Origin of the sequence: Holdemanella sp. MSK.7.32 (assembly GCF_024460475.1) — a bacterium.
GTDB lineage: Bacteria > Bacillota_I > Bacilli_A > Erysipelotrichales > Erysipelotrichaceae > Holdemanella.
Genome location: NZ_JANFYN010000040.1, coordinates 1 through 21,274 on the forward strand (window position 1 = coordinate 1; position 21,274 = coordinate 21,274).

At 29.8% G+C, this 21,274-nt stretch carries 20 protein-coding genes; all 20 read right to left on the minus strand.

The window, feature by feature from the left end; translation table 11 throughout:
• Window positions 1-389: 389 nt before the first annotated feature.
• The 20 genes from NE544_RS09210 to NE544_RS09300 all read right to left on the minus strand — a co-directional run bounded on the left by NE544_RS09210 (window position 390) and on the right by NE544_RS09300 (window position 21,192).
• The gene (locus NE544_RS09210; protein ID WP_256269122.1) at window positions 390-1,661 is read right to left on the minus strand and encodes a DUF6056 family protein; all 1,272 of its coding nucleotides are present in this window, start codon (window positions 1,659-1,661) and stop codon (window positions 390-392) included.
• Between the two features lie 3 nt (window positions 1,662-1,664).
• A complete protein-coding gene (locus NE544_RS09215) occupies window positions 1,665-3,182 on the minus strand; it encodes a glycosyltransferase family 39 protein (RefSeq protein WP_256269123.1) in 1,518 nt (505 codons plus the stop codon).
• On the minus strand, window positions 3,175-4,110 hold the full coding sequence (locus NE544_RS09220) for a glycosyltransferase family 2 protein (protein ID WP_256269124.1): 936 nt from the start codon (window positions 4,108-4,110) through the stop codon (window positions 3,175-3,177). The genes NE544_RS09215 and NE544_RS09220 overlap by 8 nt, the downstream gene beginning before the upstream one ends.
• 67 nt (window positions 4,111-4,177) lie before the next feature.
• Window positions 4,178-5,404, minus strand: a complete 1,227-nt coding sequence (locus tag NE544_RS09225; protein WP_256269126.1) for a DUF6056 family protein — start codon at window positions 5,402-5,404, stop codon at window positions 4,178-4,180.
• The gene (locus NE544_RS09230) at window positions 5,401-5,904 is read right to left on the minus strand and encodes a hypothetical protein (RefSeq protein WP_256269127.1); all 504 of its coding nucleotides are present in this window, start codon (window positions 5,902-5,904) and stop codon (window positions 5,401-5,403) included. Before NE544_RS09230 ends, NE544_RS09225 begins: the two co-directional genes overlap by 4 nt.
• Window positions 5,905-5,922: 18 nt before the next feature.
• A complete protein-coding gene (locus NE544_RS09235; RefSeq protein ID WP_256269128.1) occupies window positions 5,923-6,315 on the minus strand; it encodes a GtrA family protein in 393 nt (130 codons plus the stop codon).
• 13 nt (window positions 6,316-6,328) lie between these two features.
• On the minus strand, window positions 6,329-7,474 hold the full coding sequence (locus tag NE544_RS09240; RefSeq protein ID WP_256269129.1) for a methyltransferase domain-containing protein: 1,146 nt from the start codon (window positions 7,472-7,474) through the stop codon (window positions 6,329-6,331).
• Between the two features lie 3 nt (window positions 7,475-7,477).
• Complete coding sequence (locus NE544_RS09245) at window positions 7,478-9,961, minus strand: glycosyltransferase family 2 protein (protein ID WP_256269130.1); 2,484 nt, start codon at window positions 9,959-9,961, stop codon at window positions 7,478-7,480.
• Between the two features lie 86 nt (window positions 9,962-10,047).
• The gene (locus tag NE544_RS09250) at window positions 10,048-10,830 is read right to left on the minus strand and encodes an ABC transporter permease (protein WP_256269131.1); all 783 of its coding nucleotides are present in this window, start codon (window positions 10,828-10,830) and stop codon (window positions 10,048-10,050) included.
• 11 nt (window positions 10,831-10,841) lie between these two features.
• On the minus strand, window positions 10,842-11,972 hold the full coding sequence (locus NE544_RS09255) for an ABC transporter ATP-binding protein (RefSeq protein ID WP_256269132.1): 1,131 nt from the start codon (window positions 11,970-11,972) through the stop codon (window positions 10,842-10,844).
• A 73-nt stretch (window positions 11,973-12,045) separates the two neighbouring features.
• A complete protein-coding gene (locus NE544_RS09260; RefSeq protein ID WP_256269133.1) occupies window positions 12,046-12,999 on the minus strand; it encodes a glycosyltransferase family 2 protein in 954 nt (317 codons plus the stop codon).
• Window positions 13,000-13,010: 11 nt separating this feature from the next.
• Window positions 13,011-13,856: a glycosyltransferase family 2 protein gene (locus NE544_RS09265; protein ID WP_256269134.1), complete on the minus strand. Its 846-nt coding sequence runs from the start codon at window positions 13,854-13,856 to the stop codon at window positions 13,011-13,013.
• Window positions 13,853-14,509, minus strand: a complete 657-nt coding sequence (locus tag NE544_RS09270; protein WP_256269135.1) for an SIS domain-containing protein — start codon at window positions 14,507-14,509, stop codon at window positions 13,853-13,855. Before NE544_RS09270 ends, NE544_RS09265 begins: the two co-directional genes overlap by 4 nt.
• A gap of 2 nt (window positions 14,510-14,511) precedes the next feature.
• Window positions 14,512-15,750 (minus strand): HAD-IIIA family hydrolase, encoded by a 1,239-nt coding sequence (locus NE544_RS09275; protein ID WP_256269136.1) that lies wholly within the window; start codon window positions 15,748-15,750, stop codon window positions 14,512-14,514.
• Window positions 15,750-16,757: a kinase gene (locus NE544_RS09280; protein WP_256269137.1), complete on the minus strand. Its 1,008-nt coding sequence runs from the start codon at window positions 16,755-16,757 to the stop codon at window positions 15,750-15,752. Before NE544_RS09280 ends, NE544_RS09275 begins: the two co-directional genes overlap by 1 nt.
• Window positions 16,754-17,926 carry a glycosyltransferase family 4 protein gene (locus tag NE544_RS09285; protein ID WP_256269138.1) on the minus strand — a complete coding sequence of 391 codons (1,173 nt, stop codon included), beginning with the start codon at window positions 17,924-17,926 and terminating at the stop codon, window positions 16,754-16,756. Before NE544_RS09285 ends, NE544_RS09280 begins: the two co-directional genes overlap by 4 nt.
• A gap of 40 nt (window positions 17,927-17,966) precedes the next feature.
• The gene (locus tag NE544_RS09290; protein ID WP_256269139.1) at window positions 17,967-19,064 is read right to left on the minus strand and encodes a glycosyltransferase; all 1,098 of its coding nucleotides are present in this window, start codon (window positions 19,062-19,064) and stop codon (window positions 17,967-17,969) included.
• Between the two features lie 52 nt (window positions 19,065-19,116).
• On the minus strand, window positions 19,117-19,734 hold the full coding sequence (locus NE544_RS09295; RefSeq protein ID WP_154555121.1) for a sugar transferase: 618 nt from the start codon (window positions 19,732-19,734) through the stop codon (window positions 19,117-19,119).
• Between the two features lie 290 nt (window positions 19,735-20,024).
• Complete coding sequence (locus NE544_RS12330; RefSeq protein WP_370866087.1) at window positions 20,025-20,231, minus strand: DUF2871 family protein; 207 nt, start codon at window positions 20,229-20,231, stop codon at window positions 20,025-20,027.
• Between the two features lie 427 nt (window positions 20,232-20,658).
• Window positions 20,659-21,192 carry a hypothetical protein gene (locus NE544_RS09300; RefSeq protein ID WP_256269140.1) on the minus strand — a complete coding sequence of 178 codons (534 nt, stop codon included), beginning with the start codon at window positions 21,190-21,192 and terminating at the stop codon, window positions 20,659-20,661.
• Window positions 21,193-21,274: the final 82 nt, after the last annotated feature.

Consider the following 21,274-nt stretch of genomic DNA (forward strand, 5'->3'; position numbering starts at 1 on the left):
GGATTATGTGGACTTCTGTAGCATATTGCATGGACTTCAGATAGCGGAATACTCACTTTTTAACTTCTTTTTCTTCTATGTACTTAAAAAAGTTTTCCAACATTCTATCACCAATAAGATTATGCCATATATGTTATAAATTATCCAATCATTACACGTTTATTGTATCTTTTCATACTAGACTCATACGTTCAAGTTTGATGAAATAATCAAAAACAACAAATAAATCATTAGACAAAAAAAAGCGAGTCACACCACAAATAAAGTGGTGAATATGACCCGTTTTAATAAATTCATAAATTTAAGAATTCTAAACTTGAAACAGAAACCTAACAATAATTTGCAGCCAGTATCTTCACATAAACCTACACCATTTTAGAATGGACTAATCATTTACTTTTCTTAAAAAGTAAAGGTTTATGATTAAACGCCATAACCAATACACAAATCATTTGAAGATAGTACGTGTTGATAAATGTACGATAAGATGATGCGAATATTGATGCAGACAATCCTAAAATAAAACGAGCTGCTAGAGAAGCTAAGAAAATAATTCCAACAAAGAAAAATTTTTCTTTATCTAACGTTCTATATAGACAATAAAGGACTGCTAATACAAACATGAATGAACATAGTAAATACAAAATCAATGTAGGTCCAAGAACAATTTCAGGTATATTTCCTGTATACATTTGAATTATAGTAGTAACACGCGCTAAAACAGGCAAATTAATACCTAATCGATTCAACAAAATGAATGCAACTAACGCTAAGTATATCGCAAATAAGATCCATGAAATTATTTTAGCAATTTTGTCATTCTTTCTATACGCGCAAATGACAATTGAAAACAAAAATGCGAATATAATGACCAAAGGCTTTGTAATCATAATTGAGAAAGTTGAAGCAACACCTAAAACAACTTTATCTATAAAAGTAAATTTAGCAAATTCAGGATAGAATGTTTTAGTCTCAGATATTTTACGTAGTTCATTTCCCGGACATAATCCATGGAACGCTAACATCATTAATGCAAGTGCACATGACAGAATTAAGAATCTATTTATTTTCTTCTCCTTGAAATATGTATAAATAATTAAAACAAAAGTAAAGCCGAATATTAAAGCACATAGCTGTTCTTGATTTACTGCATAAATATAGGCTGGAAAAAATACAACCTTTTGAAACATACTTAGCTTTTCATGAATACATGATTTGCAAATCAAATACAGACAATATAATCCTAAACCTAGTGGCCAAGAATAATTGATCATCGTTGCATACCAACCAGCGGAACCAAAATATTTGATTGGAAACGTAATATATAAAACAAACAATAAAATTAAAGCCTTTTCGTTCTTTTCTGTATTCGTAATTCGAATAGAACTGTAATACATTAAAACAAACATGCAAGAATTTATAACCATGAATACAATTCTAGGCAGCTTTAACATTGTCACTAATACAGATTCAATTACCAATCGACTTGTCCAACTCGTATATCTAAATGATAGATAATCAAGCAAATTCATTTTTCCATATTCAGTAAACCATCCATCATCACCAATCGAATAATTCATAAAAAAATGTTCACAAAATATAATCAAAAATATCAGAGCACAAAAAAATACAAACTTATTATTTTTTATTTTTTCAACCATTCCCTATCTCCTCTCATATAAATAATAATCATAATCCATGCCTTCAAAGATTTGAGCATGATGCTTAATGCACTTATAATTCTTATTTAAATCTTCTAAATCTTTTCGGTATCCCCTATTACCAAAATATTCTCGAATAACAACATACTTAACTTTTTTAGATTTAATATAATCATTTTGGCTATCCATAATTATCGGATATCTTTCATAGTCAACATTTTGCCTCATAAAATACTTTACATTTGGCAAAATATCAGAAGCTGTATAAAAACCACCATCTAAATTATCATAATTTAACAATGTCTTGTCATCACTTTTAGAAATGATTTGATCAAATACATATTGTGCATAATAATCCTTTTTAATCGGCATATATTCTAAATTTGTAGAAGCATGTACATTTTGAACCGTTAATAATGCTACAAAGCATAACATAACTCCATAATACAATTTTTTTATTTTATTATTTTTCAATAACAATTCAAATAATTTTAATATTCCAATTAAACCGAAAATAATATAAATTTGAAAATCTAAATAATAATAGAAAAATGCATTCCCCCCAAAAAACACGCCTAAAACTAAAAACGCATATGATAATATCGTGAATAAAACAAACCATACATTTCGATAGATCCATGTACATAAAATACAGGCAAATCCAATATATGTTAAATATTTAATATCGTAATTATAATTTAATTCACTATAACATGCCCAAAGCATATTGTGAATTCTTTCCCTTAACGAAAGTATAGTCGTGTATGAATTCATATTGAACATAAAATAAGATTCAATAAAATCTTTAAAGGCTCCATGAATCATGAAATATATTGAAAATACAGCCAATGGCAAAAACATACCAACTAAAAAAACTACACATGCTATAAAAGCCTCTTTTATTTTCTTTTTTGAAAGCAGAAAGAAAAATGCAAGTGCCATCCATATAAACCAAAATGCAATCAAATTAAATTTCATTAGTGTAACTAATCCTGCATTTAAACCTGTTAAGAAGATCAGTTTATATTGATATTGCATCGACTCCTCATTTAGCAACTCATAAAATGAATAAATACTATATGCAAAGAACGGTAAACAAAATTCTTCACAACTACCGCCTTGTACAAATGATTTACTACTGCATACTACAGGTATAAACAAGAAGCAAACTATCAGAGAATTAAAACGACTTAAAAATTTATTTGAAAACTTGAAAATATAAAAGCAAGTAATCGCCATGGATATCACTTCAAGAACAAAAATACCATGAAGTGTTTTATTACTTAATAAATACCCAACGCCATAAATCAAATACAATAATGGTCCTTTTTGCTCAAATAAGTCTTTGTATGGCACTAAACCATTCACCATACCTTTTCCCATAGTAAAAAAAGCATTACCATCTACCCAATCATTAAATGAATAAAGCCAAGAGTTCTTTGTACAAAACAATAAACTACAGAAAGACACCAGAATTAATAATACGAATAATTGAACATTAAATTTTCTTTCATTAGTCATTTATATTTGATTCCTTTTCAATATATACAGGTCTTTTCTTTGTTTCCAAATATGTCTTAGATAAATATTGTCCAAGAATCCCAATACATAATAATTGGATTCCTCCTATTAAAGTAATAATACATACTAATGAAGGCCATCCAGAAACTGGATCTCCATAAATCAAAGTACGTACGATAATTACAATGATCATAATAAACGCAACCATTGAAAATAAAACACCAAAAATAGAAGCTAATTGTAGTGGTCCAACACTAAATGCTGTAATACCCTCTAAAGAATATTTAAACAATTTCCAAAATGACCACTTTGTTTCGCCAGCAACACGCTCAACGTTTTCAAATTCAATCCATTTTGTTTTGAATCCAATCCATCCAAAAATACCTTTTGAGAAACGATTATATTCAGACATAGATAAAATTGCATCTACCATTTGTCTAGTCATCAATCTATAATCACGTGCACCATCTACAATATCTGCATCTGAAATACGATTTATGATTCGATAGAACATACGAGCAAAGAAAGAACGAATTGGAGGTTCTCCTTTTCTTGTTACTCTTCGTGTAGCTGCACTATCATATCCTTCTTTAACAATTGCATCATACATTTCAGGTAATAAATATGGAGGATCTTGTAAATCCGCATCCATTAATACAGCATAATCCCCTTTGCAATTTTTAAATCCAGCATACATTGCTGCTTCTTTTCCAAAGTTTCGAGAAAAAGATACATATTTTACACGATCATCATTAGCCGCAAAACCCTTAATTATTTCTAATGTTTTATCTTTAGATCCATCATTTACAAAAAGAAATTCAAAATCTACCTCTTTCATTTTATCTGCAGTTTTTACAATTTCATCATAAAAATATGGCAATGCCTGTTCTTCATTAAAACAAGACACAATTACACTAATTAAACTCATTTTAAATACCACCCTTTTTTATTCTTTAACAATTATATACGCTTCAACATATAAAATCCAAACTTTTTTACTCTACGCACTTTACTAAGAAGCTAAATACCATACAATCTAACAATATTAATAAGACGTAACATACAAAGAAAACACGTAATCCGCTCGCGTAAATTGTTGGACTCATCCCCATGACAATTCCAGCACAAAATGTTGCCAACCATAACAAGCTTGATATAATAGCTAGATTCATATCATTTTTTAAAAGATAGAATAAGAACCAACTTGAATATAATATCCAAAACCATATCATTCCAATTGTTAATAATGTTCGAATCGAATATATTTGCCACACAACTTCATCTGCTAAATTATAAACAAGATGATAGTTGATAAAAGTAATAACACACAGGAACAAGTATGATAACATCAATCGTTTATCTTTCTTGTATGCAATCCATCCCATATATAGAAACAAAATGGCGAAATAAACAAATCCATTCTGTATTAACACTTTCATTGTATGAATCAATCCAACTACAATTTTATCAAATAAATTGTATGTATCAAAAGTCTGATACCAACATATAAGTTCTGCATCATAACGAACTTGATTTCCCGGAGCCATAAACATGACAACACAATTTATAAAACCAAAAATAAACAAAGTTACAAGTCCTTTAGATACAGATTTCTTTTGAACAAATTCTATAAATAAACAAATTATAGCCATACAAATAAAAACAGCTGCTGTCTGTTCTGCATAGCAACACAAAAATACCGATAAATAAGATAATATATATCCGAATTTAGAAATCTTTACTTCTTTTATATCGGCTATAAATGGATAAAGACTCATAACTAACATTGCGCATGGCAATAAATAATTGAAAGATCCTGTAATCCATATTGCACCATCATTGAAGGTTGGTTGTGGCATAAATATAAATAAGATTATTTGAAATGTTATTAATAAAAATAAAGATTTATCATTTATATTCTTATTAAATGCTTTGGCAATTTTAACTGTATAGACAGTATTTACAGTCATTATAACTGTATTAAAAAATCTCCAAAGCTTTACTGAATGATATAAAAACATTATATCTAATAATTGTAATGGGACACGTCCACCCCATTTGCAATAAAACTCTTTACACCATTGAAAAACACTTCTGCCATCTAAATTGTGTATATATACTAAATCATCGCCATATAGAACAGCACTGCAACTAATATAATAAAAATACAAAATCCCTAACAATAATGGTACATAAGGAAATAACTTATTCATCTTTTTCATATGTGTATCTCCTGATTCAAATATACAAGATAATTATGGTTCTCTCGATCTGTAAATAAAACGCCTAATCTAAAATCTTTATTTGAATATTTGTTTGGAATATAAGCGACGAATCCATCTCCATTTGATGACAATGCATTGACTTCCTCATTGGTTGCAACAAAACTTTTATTGTATGTTTTACACTTATATACAGTATTATTATCCTCATCAATCAAAACCAATGAATACTTTTTATATAAGTTTACGCCTGGCCCATTAACCCAGTTATTAAAAGAATATTTTATACGACTATCTTTTGCTGCTCCATATACCATGTACACACCATTGTCATGTGTGATGTTATCTATATAAGCCTGAGCTTTCTTGCTTTTAATAATCTCAACCTCACTTAATGACAATTTTGACACTTTTCTAGTTGTAACCATATATAAAGCCATAAAGCAGAATGTTATAACTAAACATAAAACAGTACCTTTATATAATAATTTATGACTCATCTATTTCTCCTAAAATTATTATTTAAATACTACAAGCTTACTTAAAACATAATTAGATACAACTACAACCACATTTGCTAACACTTTACTTACAACTCCATTAACGCATAACATGGATACTAATAACCACATTAAAACCATGTCCAAAGCACCTGTTGCTAATCTAGAAGCAAAAAACTTAGTCATTTCTTCTACTATAGAATTCGATTTGCTTTCGAACACATATTTTCTATTTGTTACATATGCAAATAACACTGATAAAAACCATGCCACACAATTTGAAATCAAATATTGAACATGTAACATATCGGCAAACACGAAATAAACTACAATATTTACAATTGTTGTTAATACACCAAACACTAAATAATTAATGACTTCTTTATATTTAATATATAACTCTTTTACCATAACCTTACCTCTCTCATTTAGCACACACAAACAATCCAGCTTGCTTTGTCACTATAATTTTACCATTATTCTTTAACAATTCTTCAATATATTCATTGAACTCATTAAGTCTAGGGCCCAAGATTTCGTTTTGGTTTCCATGACAAGACATAATATAATCAATCAACGGTTTTGATTCTGTTATTTCTAATGAGTCTTGATAAACAATTCTTTGAACATTGAAGAAGTATTCCTTTAATATACTTTCACCATTTTCTAATCCAAAAATATCATACAAACTATGATTTGATAGATTAATTCTAGAATCAAAGTTCTGTACGATTTCCGTGATTTCTTTCATATGATTCTTTCCATATGTACTACAGTATAGAATTCCGTTTGGTTTTAATACCCTACTTATTTCTTTTAAGCCAAGATTTAAATCATTCAAATAGAATAGAACATGATTAGCTATAATAGAATCAAAGTACTCATCTTTAAAAGGAATCTTTTCAGCATCTGCCACAATACAGTTAAAATCAGAACCTAATTTATTTCTTACTTCTTCAACCATACCTTCACTAATATCCGATAAAAAGATTTCTCGATTTCTTAAATCAATTCTATTTTCTTGCCACAATTTACCATTACCACAACCAAGTTCTAATAGTCTATTGACTCTTGAAAAATCAATTTGATTGAATAACCAATTAAACCAACCCTGCTTATTTGTAGAATACTTTTCATGAAGATTAATCCGATCATTTAAGTTCTTCGCATTCTTATATTGTTCAATAATATTCGTTTCCTCATTTGATAATTGAACTAAAGATAGAATCATATTCCAACTTAAATCCGGCGTTTGACTTGCTCTTTTTAAAGCATCCTTTAATGATTGTAAATGACTAATCTTATCTTCGATCAAATCAATCTGTAAATCAAAGCTTTCTTTTAAGTTCGTATTATCCATAACCATAGGAAAGATTTCTTCAATACTAAACCCCAAGTGTTTTAAAGATAAAATCTTCTGTAACTTTAATAGATCCAAATCACTATATTGACGATACCCATTTTCCATAACAAAAGAGGGTTTTAATAACCCTATTTTGTCATAATATCGAATTGTTCTTTCACTCACATTCGCCAGTTTTGCGAACTGTCCTGTTTTATAATAGTTCATAAACTAAAATAATCTAAAAGCTCCTAATTGAATATTCCAATTTTTGTTATAGTAAGGATCTCCTTTTTGTAGAACATCTTTCCATTTAACTTGGAATTTTTCTACTTCTTTGTTAAAACGCCAATTTTTTTCCTGACTTGCTGCATCATAACCTCTTGATTTAGATTCATAATGATGCCATAAGGCAAAGGCATTATATACAATCAAATATTTTTCTTTACAGATTTTTAAACATAAGTCGACATCATTACATGCCACGACAAATTGTTCATCAAATCCACCAACTTGATTAAACACAGATTTTTTAACCATCATACAAGCAGCTGTAACAGCACTATAATTACAATTGATTCTAGCTCGTACCATATATCCGTAATCATCCTTGTTGATTCCATGATTGACATGTCCTGCATATCCACTAAAACCAACGACTACACCTGCATGTTGTACTGTATCATCTTCATATAAAAGTTTAGCTCCAACAGCACCAACTTCTGGACGTAGAATACATCCAACCATTTCGGATAATGCAGTTGGTGAAATTACTTCTGTATCATTATTCAATAATAATACATAATCTCCCTTTGTATATTTCATTCCAAAGTTATTGATTCTAGAATAGTTGAATTCACCCTTATAAGTAACAACTTGGATGTTATCATGTTGTTTTTTCAATTCTTCATAGTAATCAAAAATTTCTTTTTCTGTACTATTATTTTCTACAATCACTATCTCGAAATTTTTATATGTATTTACATTATATAAAGAATCTATACAAGTTTTTAAAATTGCTTTGTGGTTGTAGTTTGGAATTAAAATCGAAACTAAAGGATTATCCTTTGTACTATAAGTTGTATGATACATACCATACATTGGTTCAGGCATCATTTCAACAGTAGCTTCGACTCCCACTCTTTTATAATGAGCTTCAATCGCACGTTTTCCTGCATCATAGCAATACGTTTTACTCTTTGGATTCTGCGCTGTTGATTCCGGATGCATTCTCCAGTGATATAAAATACGAGGAATGTGATACACAGCATTTGCCTTTTCTACACATCTAAAGATATAGTCATAATCCTGACTACCATCAAATTCACTATTATAGTAACCAACTTCATCCACAATCTTCTTATTCACAATAAATAAGTGAGTAATGTAATTATGAGAACGCAGCAAATCCTCACTAAAATCTGGTTTTAAGTTTGGATCATTATACATTTTTGTACTATCATCAAACTTATCTTCATCCGTATATAGTACATCATAACGATATTCCTGTAGTGCTTTTACTATTTCGTAGAAACAATCTAATTCTAAAGTATCATCATGATCATAAACTGTAATATAGTCTCCTGTTGCCATTTCAAAAGCCTTATTTGTATTCCCAGAAATACCATAGTTCTGATCTAGTTTTTGGAATTTAATCTTATCACCATAACTAGAATAATGTTCACGTACATACTTCTCTACAAAATCGTTTGTACTTCCATCCGCTATACACAATTCCCAATTTGAATAACTCTGATTCACAACTGTATCAATCATTTCTTTTAAATACTCTTCTTTTGTATTAAAAGTAGCTACAAGAATACTGATTTTAGGACTATACGCAAATTTTGTCTTTTGCTGTATTTGTAATGTCTTTTCATTAACCCTTTGTGCAAATAGCCAAGATTCATAATCCGATTCAGATACATAAGAACCATATCTTAAACGGCGTGCTAGTTTTCTTACACCATTATTTTTTAAATATATAACGCCCTTCTTTAAATTTCTCACATTCATATGTCGAATATATCGGCTAAGTCGACCTGAACGTGCAACATTTGTCTGTTGCAAAGGTTTTACAACTGTATCATTATCTGTTTTAAATTGGATAAAATAGTTTTCACCGCTATTACATTTAAAAGAAATACGATATCCACTATTTACTTGTCCTTCTTGAATTAAATGTTTATTCAACAAATCTGTTCTAGGTTCAAAACGATATGAAGATTCAACCAAATTTTTATCTTTATCTAAAACACGAATTTCAATAGGCTTGCCATCAATTGAATACGCCCATCCTGAAGAAGTTATTGTTGAAATTTCTTTTTCATATGTTACTGAATCAATATTAAATTCAATAAAATGATTGTCTTCAATTTCTTTAATACCATCTCTCGATAGTGAAATCAACTTTTCTTCATGCCCATTTGATTTTGCATACAATTTAAAGCTTTCAACATTCGCTTCTAAGCAATCTACACGAATATAAAAGCCAAGGCTTAATTGCTTGTTTTTTTTCTTCAATTCTCTCAAGATATCTGTTCTATAAATCGAATCACATTCAAAGAAAACAGATTTATCATTAACTTTTATCTCATAAGATATCGGTGAATCATCATTTTGAATTCCACACCATCCTGAAACCTCAAAATAATTATGCTCTTTTATTTGCTTATATTTAATCTTATCAATTTTATATTTAAAATAATTTCCCATAATGCCTCCAATTAGCGTTTACATTCTACCATAAATTTGCTTTAACAACAAAAAAGGGATTTCAAAACCTGAAATCCCCTTAATCACTATAATTCCTCTGCGAATCCTTTTTCAAGCTTTTTAAATACCATATAACCAACAATTAAGATTACAATCGCAAGAATAGCTACTGCTCCTAATTGTTTCATTGATGGCCACACATGATACATAAAAATATCACGGTATGAAGTCACCAAAATTGTTAATGGATTCATACGTATAATCTTTCCTAATATACCTGCACCATCCAATAATGATAAATCATAAATAACTGGAGTTGCATACATTCCCATTGTTAATAAGAATGAAACAATATACTCTAAATCTTGAATATATGCATTTAAAGCACTTAACAACAATATGATTCCAAGAATTAGAACCGATTGAATCAACGCTACAACCGGCAACAATAAAACTTGAATTGAAATACCATAGCCAAATGCGAAGCAGAAAATAAATATAATAACACAAGAAATAAAGAAGTTTACTAAACCACTAAGCACTTGTGAAATCAATAAAATTTCTCGAGGAAAATAAACTTTTTTTATAATCCCTGCATTTGCCTTAATAGAAGTCGTTCCTGCACTCACTGTAGTTAAAAAGAAAGTCCAAGGAATTAAGCCCGTAATTAGATAAACCAGATAGTTATCTCCACCAGCCCCACGCATTAAATAAGGAAATACAATCCAATACACAACAACCTGTAATAATGGGTTAATGAATGACCAAAGAATACCTAGAAAAGATCCTTTATATTTTCCACGAATGTCTTTTTTTACATTCGTCTTTAATAGTTCACGATAATCATAAATATCTTTAAATATATGCATCTTTTCACCACCTACTCTAAAGTAAACTGTATACTTTTATCTGCCAAAATTTTTCCGTTAGGTTCTAAACATTGTACATCAACTTTATGAACACCTAATTCTAAATCATTTAATTTAACTTTAACTGCCCATCCAATTGTATCTGGATCCATGTCTCCAGCATATGCTTCTTGATATGCCTCAAAAACATCTTGACGATTATATCTAGTTATACCTTCAATTTCAACACCGTTTAAATATATTCTTAGTATCGCCTCTTCATGATCCGATATTTGCCATCCTCTTAAAGATAATGTGCCATCTGATTTCTTAATAGTTGCAAAATCTTTTGGCGTATCCACAAACACAGCACCTTTAAATAAGTGTTTCCCTTCAGCGATTGCCTTTTTCTTTTCCTCTTTATGATCGATTGCTACTTGTTTTAAATATTCATCAATGACATAAATAGGATCTCCATCCAATTTAAGTTCACCCTTATAAATCCATACAGCACGATCACATAAATCTTTAACAACATCCAAACTGTGTGTAACAATCACAATTGTTTTATCCGAATCTTTTAGTTCTTTTAATTTACGATAACACTTTTCCTGGAAGTGTTGATCCCCTACCGCTAAGATTTCATCAATCAATAAGATTTCTGCATCCACGTTGATAGCTACAGAGAAAGCTAAACGCATATACATACCTGAAGAATATGTACGAACAGGATGATCAATAAATTCACCTAATTCACTAAAATCAATAATATCTTGAATACGAGCATCAATTTCTTTTCTTGTTAATCCAAAAATAGAAGCATTAAAATAAATGTTTTCTCTACCCGTAAAATCCTGGTGAAAACCAGCCCCCAATTCTAGTAAAGAAGTTAGTTTACCATTGGTTTCAACTGTACCTTTATTTGGAAAAATAATTTTAGTCATCAATTTCAATAATGTCGATTTACCAGAACCATTCGTACCAATTAGTGCAACTGTTTCACCCTTTTTAATATCCATATTAATATTCTTTAGAACTTCATGAACCTCAACATGACTTGTTCTCCAGAATAACAATTTATCTTTTAAAGTATGCGCCTTGTCATAATCCACTTTGAATCGCTTAGACATATTACGCACTTCTATCGCATTTTGTGGATCCATTTCAACACCTCAATTCGTTCTATCATAAATAAAAATATAATTACATACCATAATATTATACTACATACCAAAATCATTTTAAACAATATAACAAATCCATTATTCTACCGCGATATGTTTTTAATTTCTTATAATAACTATATCTATTTTGAAACAATAATTTAAAGAAGCTCTTCTTTTTTAAATATACGATATGATTATGCATAAACAATTCTATATCGTTATATTCTTTTATATTTTGTGAATAAAATTCTTTGCAATTTAATTTTAAAATATCTAGCACATATAATGCATCTCTAGCCTTTTGATATCGTTCTTCAAATTGATATGCTCGATTTACATGAGTAGCAGTACCTTGATTCAATGTAGAAACGCCAATTGAATTTTTATTATGAATTCTATATTCAAATAAAGGTTTATTCAAAAAATACATACCCCCATCCAAGGAACCATATAAGCTAATAATCCAATCGTGGGGTATTCTGTCATCAAAATGATTTATAAAATAATCTTTTGTACTTCTATCCATTACAAGTGCACACCCTTGAAAATAATTTCCGTAAATAAATTCATTCGAATTTACTTGAACTAAATCTCCTGATTTTACTTCTTTATTATATAAATTATTATTTGAATAACCTTTTTTTTGCACGGTTGAAATTAAATTGTTATTCTCATCAATATATTCAAAAGAGCTTGATAGAACATGAATATTTTCATTAGACTCCATTATGGAAATCATTTCTTTGACTTTATCCTTTTTCCAAACATCATCCTGATCACACAAAAAAATAAAGTCCCCATTGCACAAATTCATAGCTTTTTTGAAATTTAATTTATAACCTAAATTTTCAGGATTCTGAATTATCTTTACATCATACTTTTCTAACAGCTCAATTGTCTTATCTGATGAGCCATCATCACAAACTATGATTTCATCTACAGACATACTCTGATTTAATATCGATTCAATTTGTTTTTCGATATATTTTTCTCCATTAAATGTTGTCATCGCCACTGAAATCATAATTTCACCACCTAGTTATATAACATTTTTAAAATAATATAATTTTCTATATAAATTAATTTTTTATACACTCGCATTAACCATAATAATAAAGGATTTAATTTATAGTAATCTTTATAATATGCATAAAAACTATCTAAAGTAATTTTTCTCTTCTTTACTTCTGAATTAAAAGACTTATTAATACTTACTGAATGATTGTGAATATATGATTCGTCAATCAATAATTTTGTAGTCATTCCTTTATCTTTAAAATATTTCCCTATACAAGACTCCTCAAAAAATAAAAAAATATTTTCATCATATAATTTATTTGGAAGAATATCTGTTCTTATCATAAAAAATGAACCTTGTACACAATCAACATTTACAATCCCATTTTGTAAATATTCTTTTGCATACCACATAGGTCGATACTTTTTATTTAATATTTTTGAAGAAAAAAGAAAATAATCCTTTACAGTTGGAACTTTCCAAGCTTCTGGAAGCTGTCTTTTTTTATCTGGTTGTAATGTTAATGGAGCAACAATCGCCGTGTTTTCATCAAATGCATCCTTCATTTTTAAAACAACACTTTCTTCAAACACAACATCAGGATTTGCAATGATTATATAATCTACTAAGTTTTTTAAATAATCTATACCTATATTGTTACCATATCCGTATCCACCATTTTTTTCTGATTGTACAACATGAATCTTTTCATTTTCGAATTCTTTTAATTGAACATACGAATTATCTGTTGAGCAATTATCAACAACAACAATCTTGTCTATAGAATTCATAAATTGAATTTCTTTTAAAAAAACCGCCGTAGTTTTTGCATCATTATAATTTAAAACAACACAACCAATCATTTGTCTTCTCCAAAGAAATGATCTTCTAACATCAAACACCAACAATGATAGATTGGTAAATGTAATTCTTGAATCATATATGTTTCTGTTTCAGGTACTTTAACACAAACATCAGATACTGAATTCAACTCTCCACCATTAGCTCCTGTAAGACCTAAAACCTTTATTCCTAAAGCTCTTGCCACAACTGTTGCACTCATTACATTCTGGCTATTTCCTGAAGTAGATATTCCTAAAAAGACATCTCCTTTTCTGCCAAACCCATATAATTGTTGTGCAAATACACCAAGTCCATCAACATCATTGATATAAGCTGTTGTTAAAGCCTCATGAGCAACTAACGGAATAGCCATCAAAGGTCTTTCAAGATTCTTAGCCAAATTTTCTCCTCGAACAGGATCAATCTCAATTAATTTATCTTTTAATTCATCGGGTATTGTTCTAGGTGTTTTAAAACGCTTCATTAATTCACCTGCAATATGTTCTGCATCAGCAGCAGATCCACCATTTCCAGCTATTAATAACTTTCTATCATGTGAATAACATTCTTCTAACATCAAATATCCATCAATAATGTCCTTTCGACACTTCTCAAGTGTAGGATATCGCTTCATTAATAAATCTATATGTTTTTCCAATCTTTTCTCCAACATATTTACAATATCCTTTCTACAATGTCATATAATGAGTCTTTTTCTGTAACTCTTGCCGTAAAACATCCAGCATTTTCACCTGCTAGAATGTCATTATCGCTATCCCCAATCATCCAAGATTTACTTAAATCAATATTAAAGTCTTTTGCAGCTTGAAGCAACATACCAGGTTTAGGCTTTCTACATTCACACTCCACTTTTAATTCAGGAATTTCCCCTTCAAATCCCTTATGTGGATGATGTGGGCAGAAATAGATTCCGTCAAGATAAGCACCATCTTTTCCCAATAAAGTCTCCATTTTATTATGGATTTGATCAAGTTGCTCAAATGTGACTTCACCTCTAGCTACTACAGGTTGATTTGTAACAACAATAGCTAAGTATCCAGAATTATTAATTTTCTTAATAGCCTCAGATGTATTTGGTAATAATTCAAATTGCTCAACTTCTCTTAAAAAACCAACATACTTATTTATTGTTCCATCACGATCTAAAAAGATTGCCTTCTGTTTATTGGACAAATTTTTAGATTGCACTCTTCCTGCTTTAAAATCTTCACAGACTGCATAATATCTTTCAGGTGTTCCCATATCTTTAACATATTCAGGACTATCATAACAATACATCTTTTTAGTGCCTGCAAGAGGTTTAAGTAATTGTCTATCTAAATCTATTTTTTGTGTATATATTACTTGATTCAATACTTCAGGACTTATCACATGTAAACCAGCATTGACGCGATTTTTATAATACATTGGTCTTTCATCTTCTTTAGCCAGCCACTTTTCTACTTGATTGTATTCATTCGAAATAATCAAACCACTATCATAAGGATGACTATTTGGATGTGTAAATAATGTTACAAAAGCATTATGTCGTTTATGAAAATCTACAAAGCGATTAAAATCTACATCAAACATGGCATCTGCATTCAATAAAAGAAAGTCTTCAGTCAACTTATCTTTAATTTTAAATAACGCCCCTGCATTTCCCAATGGCTCTTTTTCAAAATAATATTCAATATGAACACCGAATTTAGAACCATCTTGAAAATAGTCCATAATAACATTTCCCAAGTGAGAAACAGTTAGAATAATATCTGTAAAACCTTGTTTTCTCAAACATTCAATTTCATGCTCAAGTACAGGTTTTCCATCAATTAAAATCATTGGTTTAGGTATATCAGAAGCAACACTTGTGATACGTGTTCCTTTGCCACCAGCCATAATTACGACGTTCATTATTCTACCTCCACTGGTGAATAGTCTTCTGGACCATAATAAATTACCTGAGTACCACTATCTTCAAATTTAAATGGAATATATAATAAATCTTCCATTGCCTCTTTTACAGCAGCTTGTTTTTCTGGAGTAACATAGAAAACTAAAAAGCCTCCACCACCAGCACCTAATAACTTACCACCTAAAGCACCTGCAGAAATTCCTTTGTCATATAAATTGTCAATGTTACTAGTTGACACAGATTTACCTGTCTGTCTTTTCAATTTCCAAGTGACATCAAGTAATCTTCCAAAATCATCTAAATCTTTTGATTGATCCGTTAAAATACTTTCTGCCTCATCCACCAATGTAAGCATCTGTTTTAATTGTTTTGTCTTACTTTCATCATCAAGTTTATTTGCTTTTTGAATTTCACTTGAAAATCGCGTAAACCCAGTAAAGAACATCAGTAAATTATTATTTAGTTGTTGTTTTCTTTGAGGTGAAACAATTACAGGATGAACTGTATATCCATCCGCATTAAAATCAATACGATTAAATCCACCAAAACTAGCCGCAATTTGATCTTGCCATCCTCCAGCTTCATTACAAAGTACTCGCTCTAAATAGATAGCTTCATCAGCTAATTGCTTCTTTGATGCATATTTCCCTTTTAAAGCATAAAATGCATTTAACATGCCTACCGCAAAAGAACTAGATGTACCTAAACCACTTCTAGCTGGTAAATCCGCTTCATAGGTTAATCGTATTTCATGCATATCCAACATTTTCATCGCATTACGAATGGCTGGATGTTCAATATCATCTATATTAGTAACTCGTTCTGTTTTTGAATAACTCAACTCTGTTGAATAATCAAAAAATCTAGGTAGATGTCTAACATTGACATAACAATATTTATCAAATGTTGTAGATAATACAGAACCTCCATTTTCTTTGAAGAAAGATTCCATATCTGTTCCACCACCAAAGAAAGACATTCTAAATGGTGTTTTTGTGATTATCATTTTCTCACCTCATATAATCGATCAAATAATTCAACCGTCTTATTCCAACTAAAATATTTTTGTACAAATTCTTTACTTTCATTAGATTTAAGTTTAATTTTATTCGGATTATCAATTAAATTTAAAATTTCATTTTTAATTTGTTCATCCGTCTGAGCAAGAATTAATGTACTTCCATCCTCATCAATACCTTCAGCACCAATATCTGTCGTAATTACAGGCAATCCTAATCCACAAGCTAATAATACCTTTAACTTAATTCCAGCTCCCAAAGTTAATGGGAAAACTGCAATTTCATTCTTTAAAATCTCATCTTCAATACTATCAACAAATCCAGTAATATGAATATTATCACATTCCTGCTTTAATAATTCTTCATTAGGATGGGCCCCTATAATCGTTAATTTTACATCATCTCTATTTAAAGACTGTATAATCTGGATTAAACGCATTGCAGCCAAATGATTTTCTTCTCTTCCCATCTGCCCAATAAAACAAATCGATTTTTTAATCTTATCAACCTGTTTATTTGAAAGTTCATCAAAGTCTACTCCATAATACGGATTCATTAATTCAACATTATTTAATCCATAATATTCATGAAGTAATCTTTCATCTTTAGAATTAACCGCAATCACATGATTTGCTTTAGAACAATATTCTTTTTCCCATTTTGTAGCTAAATTTAGCTGCCACTTCCAGAATAATTTCTTCAAGCCTGTTGAATCATTTGCTTTTCTATAAAACGACTGTCGAGTCACGTCATGCTCCACAATATTAAACATGATGTTTGGATATTTCTCTTTTACCCAAATATATTGAGCCATCGCTGTATATTCACAATGAATCGCATCAATTTGTTTTTCTTCAATTATTTCCAAGAATTTACGCTTAAATTCTTTAGATGTACGAGCAGAAAACATCAATGGTTTATTTAAATGCAAAAGCCCTTGTTTAATTCTGTCTTTATTTGAAATACGAATAAAATAACTATTGTTCGTATCATATTCTTCTTTTACCAATTTTTCTTCTAAAGGCATAGTAATGAATGATAAAACAAAAACATTATGCTTTTTACGTAATGCTTCTACCTGTTTTCCCATACACACACCACCAGCATGATTTGTATGCAAGCTAGGCACATATGGAGAAATATGCAATATATTCATACGAATACCTCCAATCAAAAAAAATGTGTTAAACACATTTTTATAAATCTAAAACTTTATCTAAAACTTCATAAAAACGTTTTTTTGTAAAATACGTATTGTATAGAGTCTGCATGTTCTTTCTTCTTTGAAGCTGCACGCCCATACTTTCTGAACAAATTTGTTCTGCCACTTCTTTTATATTTGACTTCTTCAAATTGAAACCAATATCCCATTCTTCACAAAAATCTTTTGTGTCCCCTTTAATCGTATTAATAATTGGTAAACCAGCACACATATAGTCTAGTGATTTCATAGTCAACCCAACTACTACACTCGGCTTCATAACATTAAAGCCATAATTGCACTGATCAAAAATCTCTTGTTTTTGAACTGGATCATACACTTCTTTATGGTCAACTACATTGACTCCTACACATAATACTTCTTGAATGAAATATTCTTTATTTTCACCATCACCAATAATATGTAACGTACACTTTTTATGAGCACTGCACTCCCTTAAAAAAGCAGTGATTCTAGGAATGTCTATAATATTATTTATAGAACCCAAGTAACAGAACTGCAACTCATTCTCACTTAAATACGGATTCATTGGCAAACACTCTCTATCAATTGCCCAATATAGAACATTTCCACAATGTACATATTTCTTAAACAATTCACATTCACAGAAAACAACATCCCCACTTGATAAATACTTATCACGATTATTCTTCCATATTTTAAAAGGCAATAATCCCTTATATCGATCAATCGGCATGGATTCTGGCCATAAATCAATAATGTCATACATCACTTTAACATTATGATGTTTCTTTTTATATTTCGCCATTTCTTTTACAAGCGTATTACACGGAATAATACAATGAATTAAATCTGGTTGAATGTCTTTCATAGCCTTTCTTGCCTTTTTAGAAAATTCAATATGAGACAAGATTCTGTCTGCAGAAAGATTCTTATGATACTCTCGAACAGGAATCACAACATCAGCTTTGGCATTATAAACCGCTTTTTTTCTATGCGAAAAATTTGAAGTCACACTCACAACATCAAACCCCTTAGAAGTGTAGTATTTCCTCAATAAATTAATACGATCCAAACATGTATCAAACGCATATACTAATGCTACGACCATAGATAACTCCCCAACCTAAATATGATATAAACGAAGACCTTATAACTATCCCCTAGTTATTATTATCTTTATTATGGATACTTCCCGTACCACCTTCGACAACCCCATCATGTTTTAACACGGAAAAGATTGTCATAAAAAAACATTTCACATCAAATGAAAAACTTAAATTCTTACAATACTCTCCATCAAGCTTAGCCTTAACATCTATTTCCAGCTCATCACGACCATTTACCTGCGCCCAACCAGTAAGACCAGGAAGTACATCATTGGCGCCATAATGATCTCTCAATTCAATCAAATCATATTGATTCCATAGAGCAGGTCTTGGACCCACAATTGCCATTTCCCCTTTAAATATATTAAACAACTGTGGAAGCTCATCCAAAGACGTCTTTCTCAAAAATTTACCAATACTCGTAATATATTGATCTGGATTTTCCAATAAATGCGTAGGCATATCTTTCGGTGTATCAATACGCATTGTTCTAAACTTTAAAATATTAAAATAAGACTTATGAATTCCCACACGCTTCTGCTTAAAAAACACAGGCCCCGGAGAAGTCACCTTAATTAAAACCATTAATACAATCAATAGTGGAGATAAGATTATGATTCCAGCCAAACTCAAAAGAAAATCAATCGTTCTCTTTCCATATTTCGAATACATAAAAACACTCTCCTATTTTTGTAGAGAATTTCTCTACGTAGAAAAGTATACCATAATCAAGGTGTTGAAACAAAAAAAGTTGAGAAGTCAAAATAAATTCCATTTATATCAACTTTATATAAGGGGTATATTAAAATTATGTGATAATGTCAAATAAAAGATGGTCAATACCTGCAATACCAAAAATAGCAGCAGATACTACAATCAAATCTAAAAATTGAACAATACCACGAACCACTAAAATAATAGCCGTTAAATTTAGTCAGGCATCATACAACAACACCGCCGATTTAATTTAAAAGACTACAAACAGAAACCACACCTAAAAGCAAAAAGAACATCGTGCCAAAGACAAAATAATGCGCATGAACAACGGACAAAGTTGTCAAACTAGTATAATCATTAATCTTTGTAAGCTCACGATAAAACACTCCCCAAATCATTGCCAATACTGTATATAATTTAATAACACATATAATATTATTTATAATTCGCACAAAACAAGTAAAATATGTAAAGCTACTTTGCAATAATGATATCTATATTTCTTTTCTTAATTTATTTAACAGTTAAACTTCACTTAAAAAAGGATATATTAAAAATTTTATTAAATGCAGCTATAGAATCGCACTAATATCGACATAATCATCCATACCACATTCCTAAGTATTTTTTCATAGACAGAGTATCATTCTAAGTTCAACCACCAATTCTACACTCACAATTGCTTTCAAAAAATATGTCAAGACGCTAATAACTAATTAGCAGCTAATGTTATAAATATATTCAACTATGAATGAAGTATTCATTATATGAAATATTTCACCATTACTTTTTTTATATAAAAAGAACGACATTGAGAATTCCTCCTAATAAAACGGTTGAACAGTGTCCATCCTCCGCCTCAGAGACTTATTAAAATAACTATATATCTAAACAAGAATATTTTTTTATATTCCTACAATTTACACACATTGGTACGCTACATTTGTTAGAACAGCCACAAATGGTTTTATATTTTAGACTATGCGAGTCTGATACATATTGTGTGTCAATACACCAACTTTTTCTGTTATTGCCGTTTGGTATCATAAGTGTCGAGCGTTTGTTCGTTTTTCCATCGAATGAATGGTAATAACGCTTTGTTCCATGATGTGGTACCTTGATTACTTCATATTTATTATGCATATTAACAATACCGTCTTTATTCTTTTCAATATAATTCCAGTTTCTTTTCATGCCAAAGTCACCTGTAAAAAGAACATTTCTATCTTTTGTATAATTTTGAAAAACTATACTTATTTGATTTCCAAGTTCATTCAATTTCCGAGAAATGTTTTTTGATTGATTTGTTGAATATTTAGAATCAAACTCTGTTTTTAAAAGTAAAAAATCTTCTTTGACTTCATTAAGCAATGACGTATGATTTTGCTCAGTTTGTTTTTGATAATTAGACATAATCTCAATCAATCTATAAGCTAATTCTATAAATGATAATCTAAATATGTACATAAATGATCATTTAAGAATGTACACTTCT

What these genes read in the sequence shown, in the direction of transcription:
- NE544_RS09210 (WP_256269122.1), bottom strand. Translation starts at nt 1,661, where the DNA reads ATGGTTGAAAAAATAAAAAATAATAAGTTTGTATTTTTTTGTGCTCTG.
- NE544_RS09215 (WP_256269123.1), bottom strand. Translation starts at nt 3,182, where the DNA reads ATGACTAATGAAAGAAAATTTAATGTTCAATTATTCGTATTATTAATT.
- NE544_RS09220 (WP_256269124.1), bottom strand. Translation starts at nt 4,110, where the DNA reads ATGAGTTTAATTAGTGTAATTGTGTCTTGTTTTAATGAAGAACAGGCA.
- NE544_RS09225 (WP_256269126.1), bottom strand. Translation starts at nt 5,404, where the DNA reads ATGAAAAAGATGAATAAGTTATTTCCTTATGTACCATTATTGTTAGGG.
- NE544_RS09230 (WP_256269127.1), bottom strand. Translation starts at nt 5,904, where the DNA reads ATGAGTCATAAATTATTATATAAAGGTACTGTTTTATGTTTAGTTATA.
- NE544_RS09235 (WP_256269128.1), bottom strand. Translation starts at nt 6,315, where the DNA reads ATGGTAAAAGAGTTATATATTAAATATAAAGAAGTCATTAATTATTTA.
- NE544_RS09240 (WP_256269129.1), bottom strand. Translation starts at nt 7,474, where the DNA reads ATGAACTATTATAAAACAGGACAGTTCGCAAAACTGGCGAATGTGAGT.
- NE544_RS09245 (WP_256269130.1), bottom strand. Translation starts at nt 9,961, where the DNA reads ATGGGAAATTATTTTAAATATAAAATTGATAAGATTAAATATAAGCAA.
- NE544_RS09250 (WP_256269131.1), bottom strand. Translation starts at nt 10,830, where the DNA reads ATGCATATATTTAAAGATATTTATGATTATCGTGAACTATTAAAGACG.
- NE544_RS09255 (WP_256269132.1), bottom strand. Translation starts at nt 11,972, where the DNA reads ATGGATCCACAAAATGCGATAGAAGTGCGTAATATGTCTAAGCGATTC.
- NE544_RS09260 (WP_256269133.1), bottom strand. Translation starts at nt 12,999, where the DNA reads ATGATTTCAGTGGCGATGACAACATTTAATGGAGAAAAATATATCGAA.
- NE544_RS09265 (WP_256269134.1), bottom strand. Translation starts at nt 13,856, where the DNA reads ATGATTGGTTGTGTTGTTTTAAATTATAATGATGCAAAAACTACGGCG.
- NE544_RS09270 (WP_256269135.1), bottom strand. Translation starts at nt 14,509, where the DNA reads ATGTTGGAGAAAAGATTGGAAAAACATATAGATTTATTAATGAAGCGA.
- NE544_RS09275 (WP_256269136.1), bottom strand. Translation starts at nt 15,750, where the DNA reads ATGAACGTCGTAATTATGGCTGGTGGCAAAGGAACACGTATCACAAGT.
- NE544_RS09280 (WP_256269137.1), bottom strand. Translation starts at nt 16,757, where the DNA reads ATGATAATCACAAAAACACCATTTAGAATGTCTTTCTTTGGTGGTGGA.
- NE544_RS09285 (WP_256269138.1), bottom strand. Translation starts at nt 17,926, where the DNA reads ATGAATATATTGCATATTTCTCCATATGTGCCTAGCTTGCATACAAAT.
- NE544_RS09290 (WP_256269139.1), bottom strand. Translation starts at nt 19,064, where the DNA reads ATGGTCGTAGCATTAGTATATGCGTTTGATACATGTTTGGATCGTATT.
- NE544_RS09295 (WP_154555121.1), bottom strand. Translation starts at nt 19,734, where the DNA reads ATGTATTCGAAATATGGAAAGAGAACGATTGATTTTCTTTTGAGTTTG.
- NE544_RS09300 (WP_256269140.1), bottom strand. Translation starts at nt 21,192, where the DNA reads ATGTCTAATTATCAAAAACAAACTGAGCAAAATCATACGTCATTGCTT.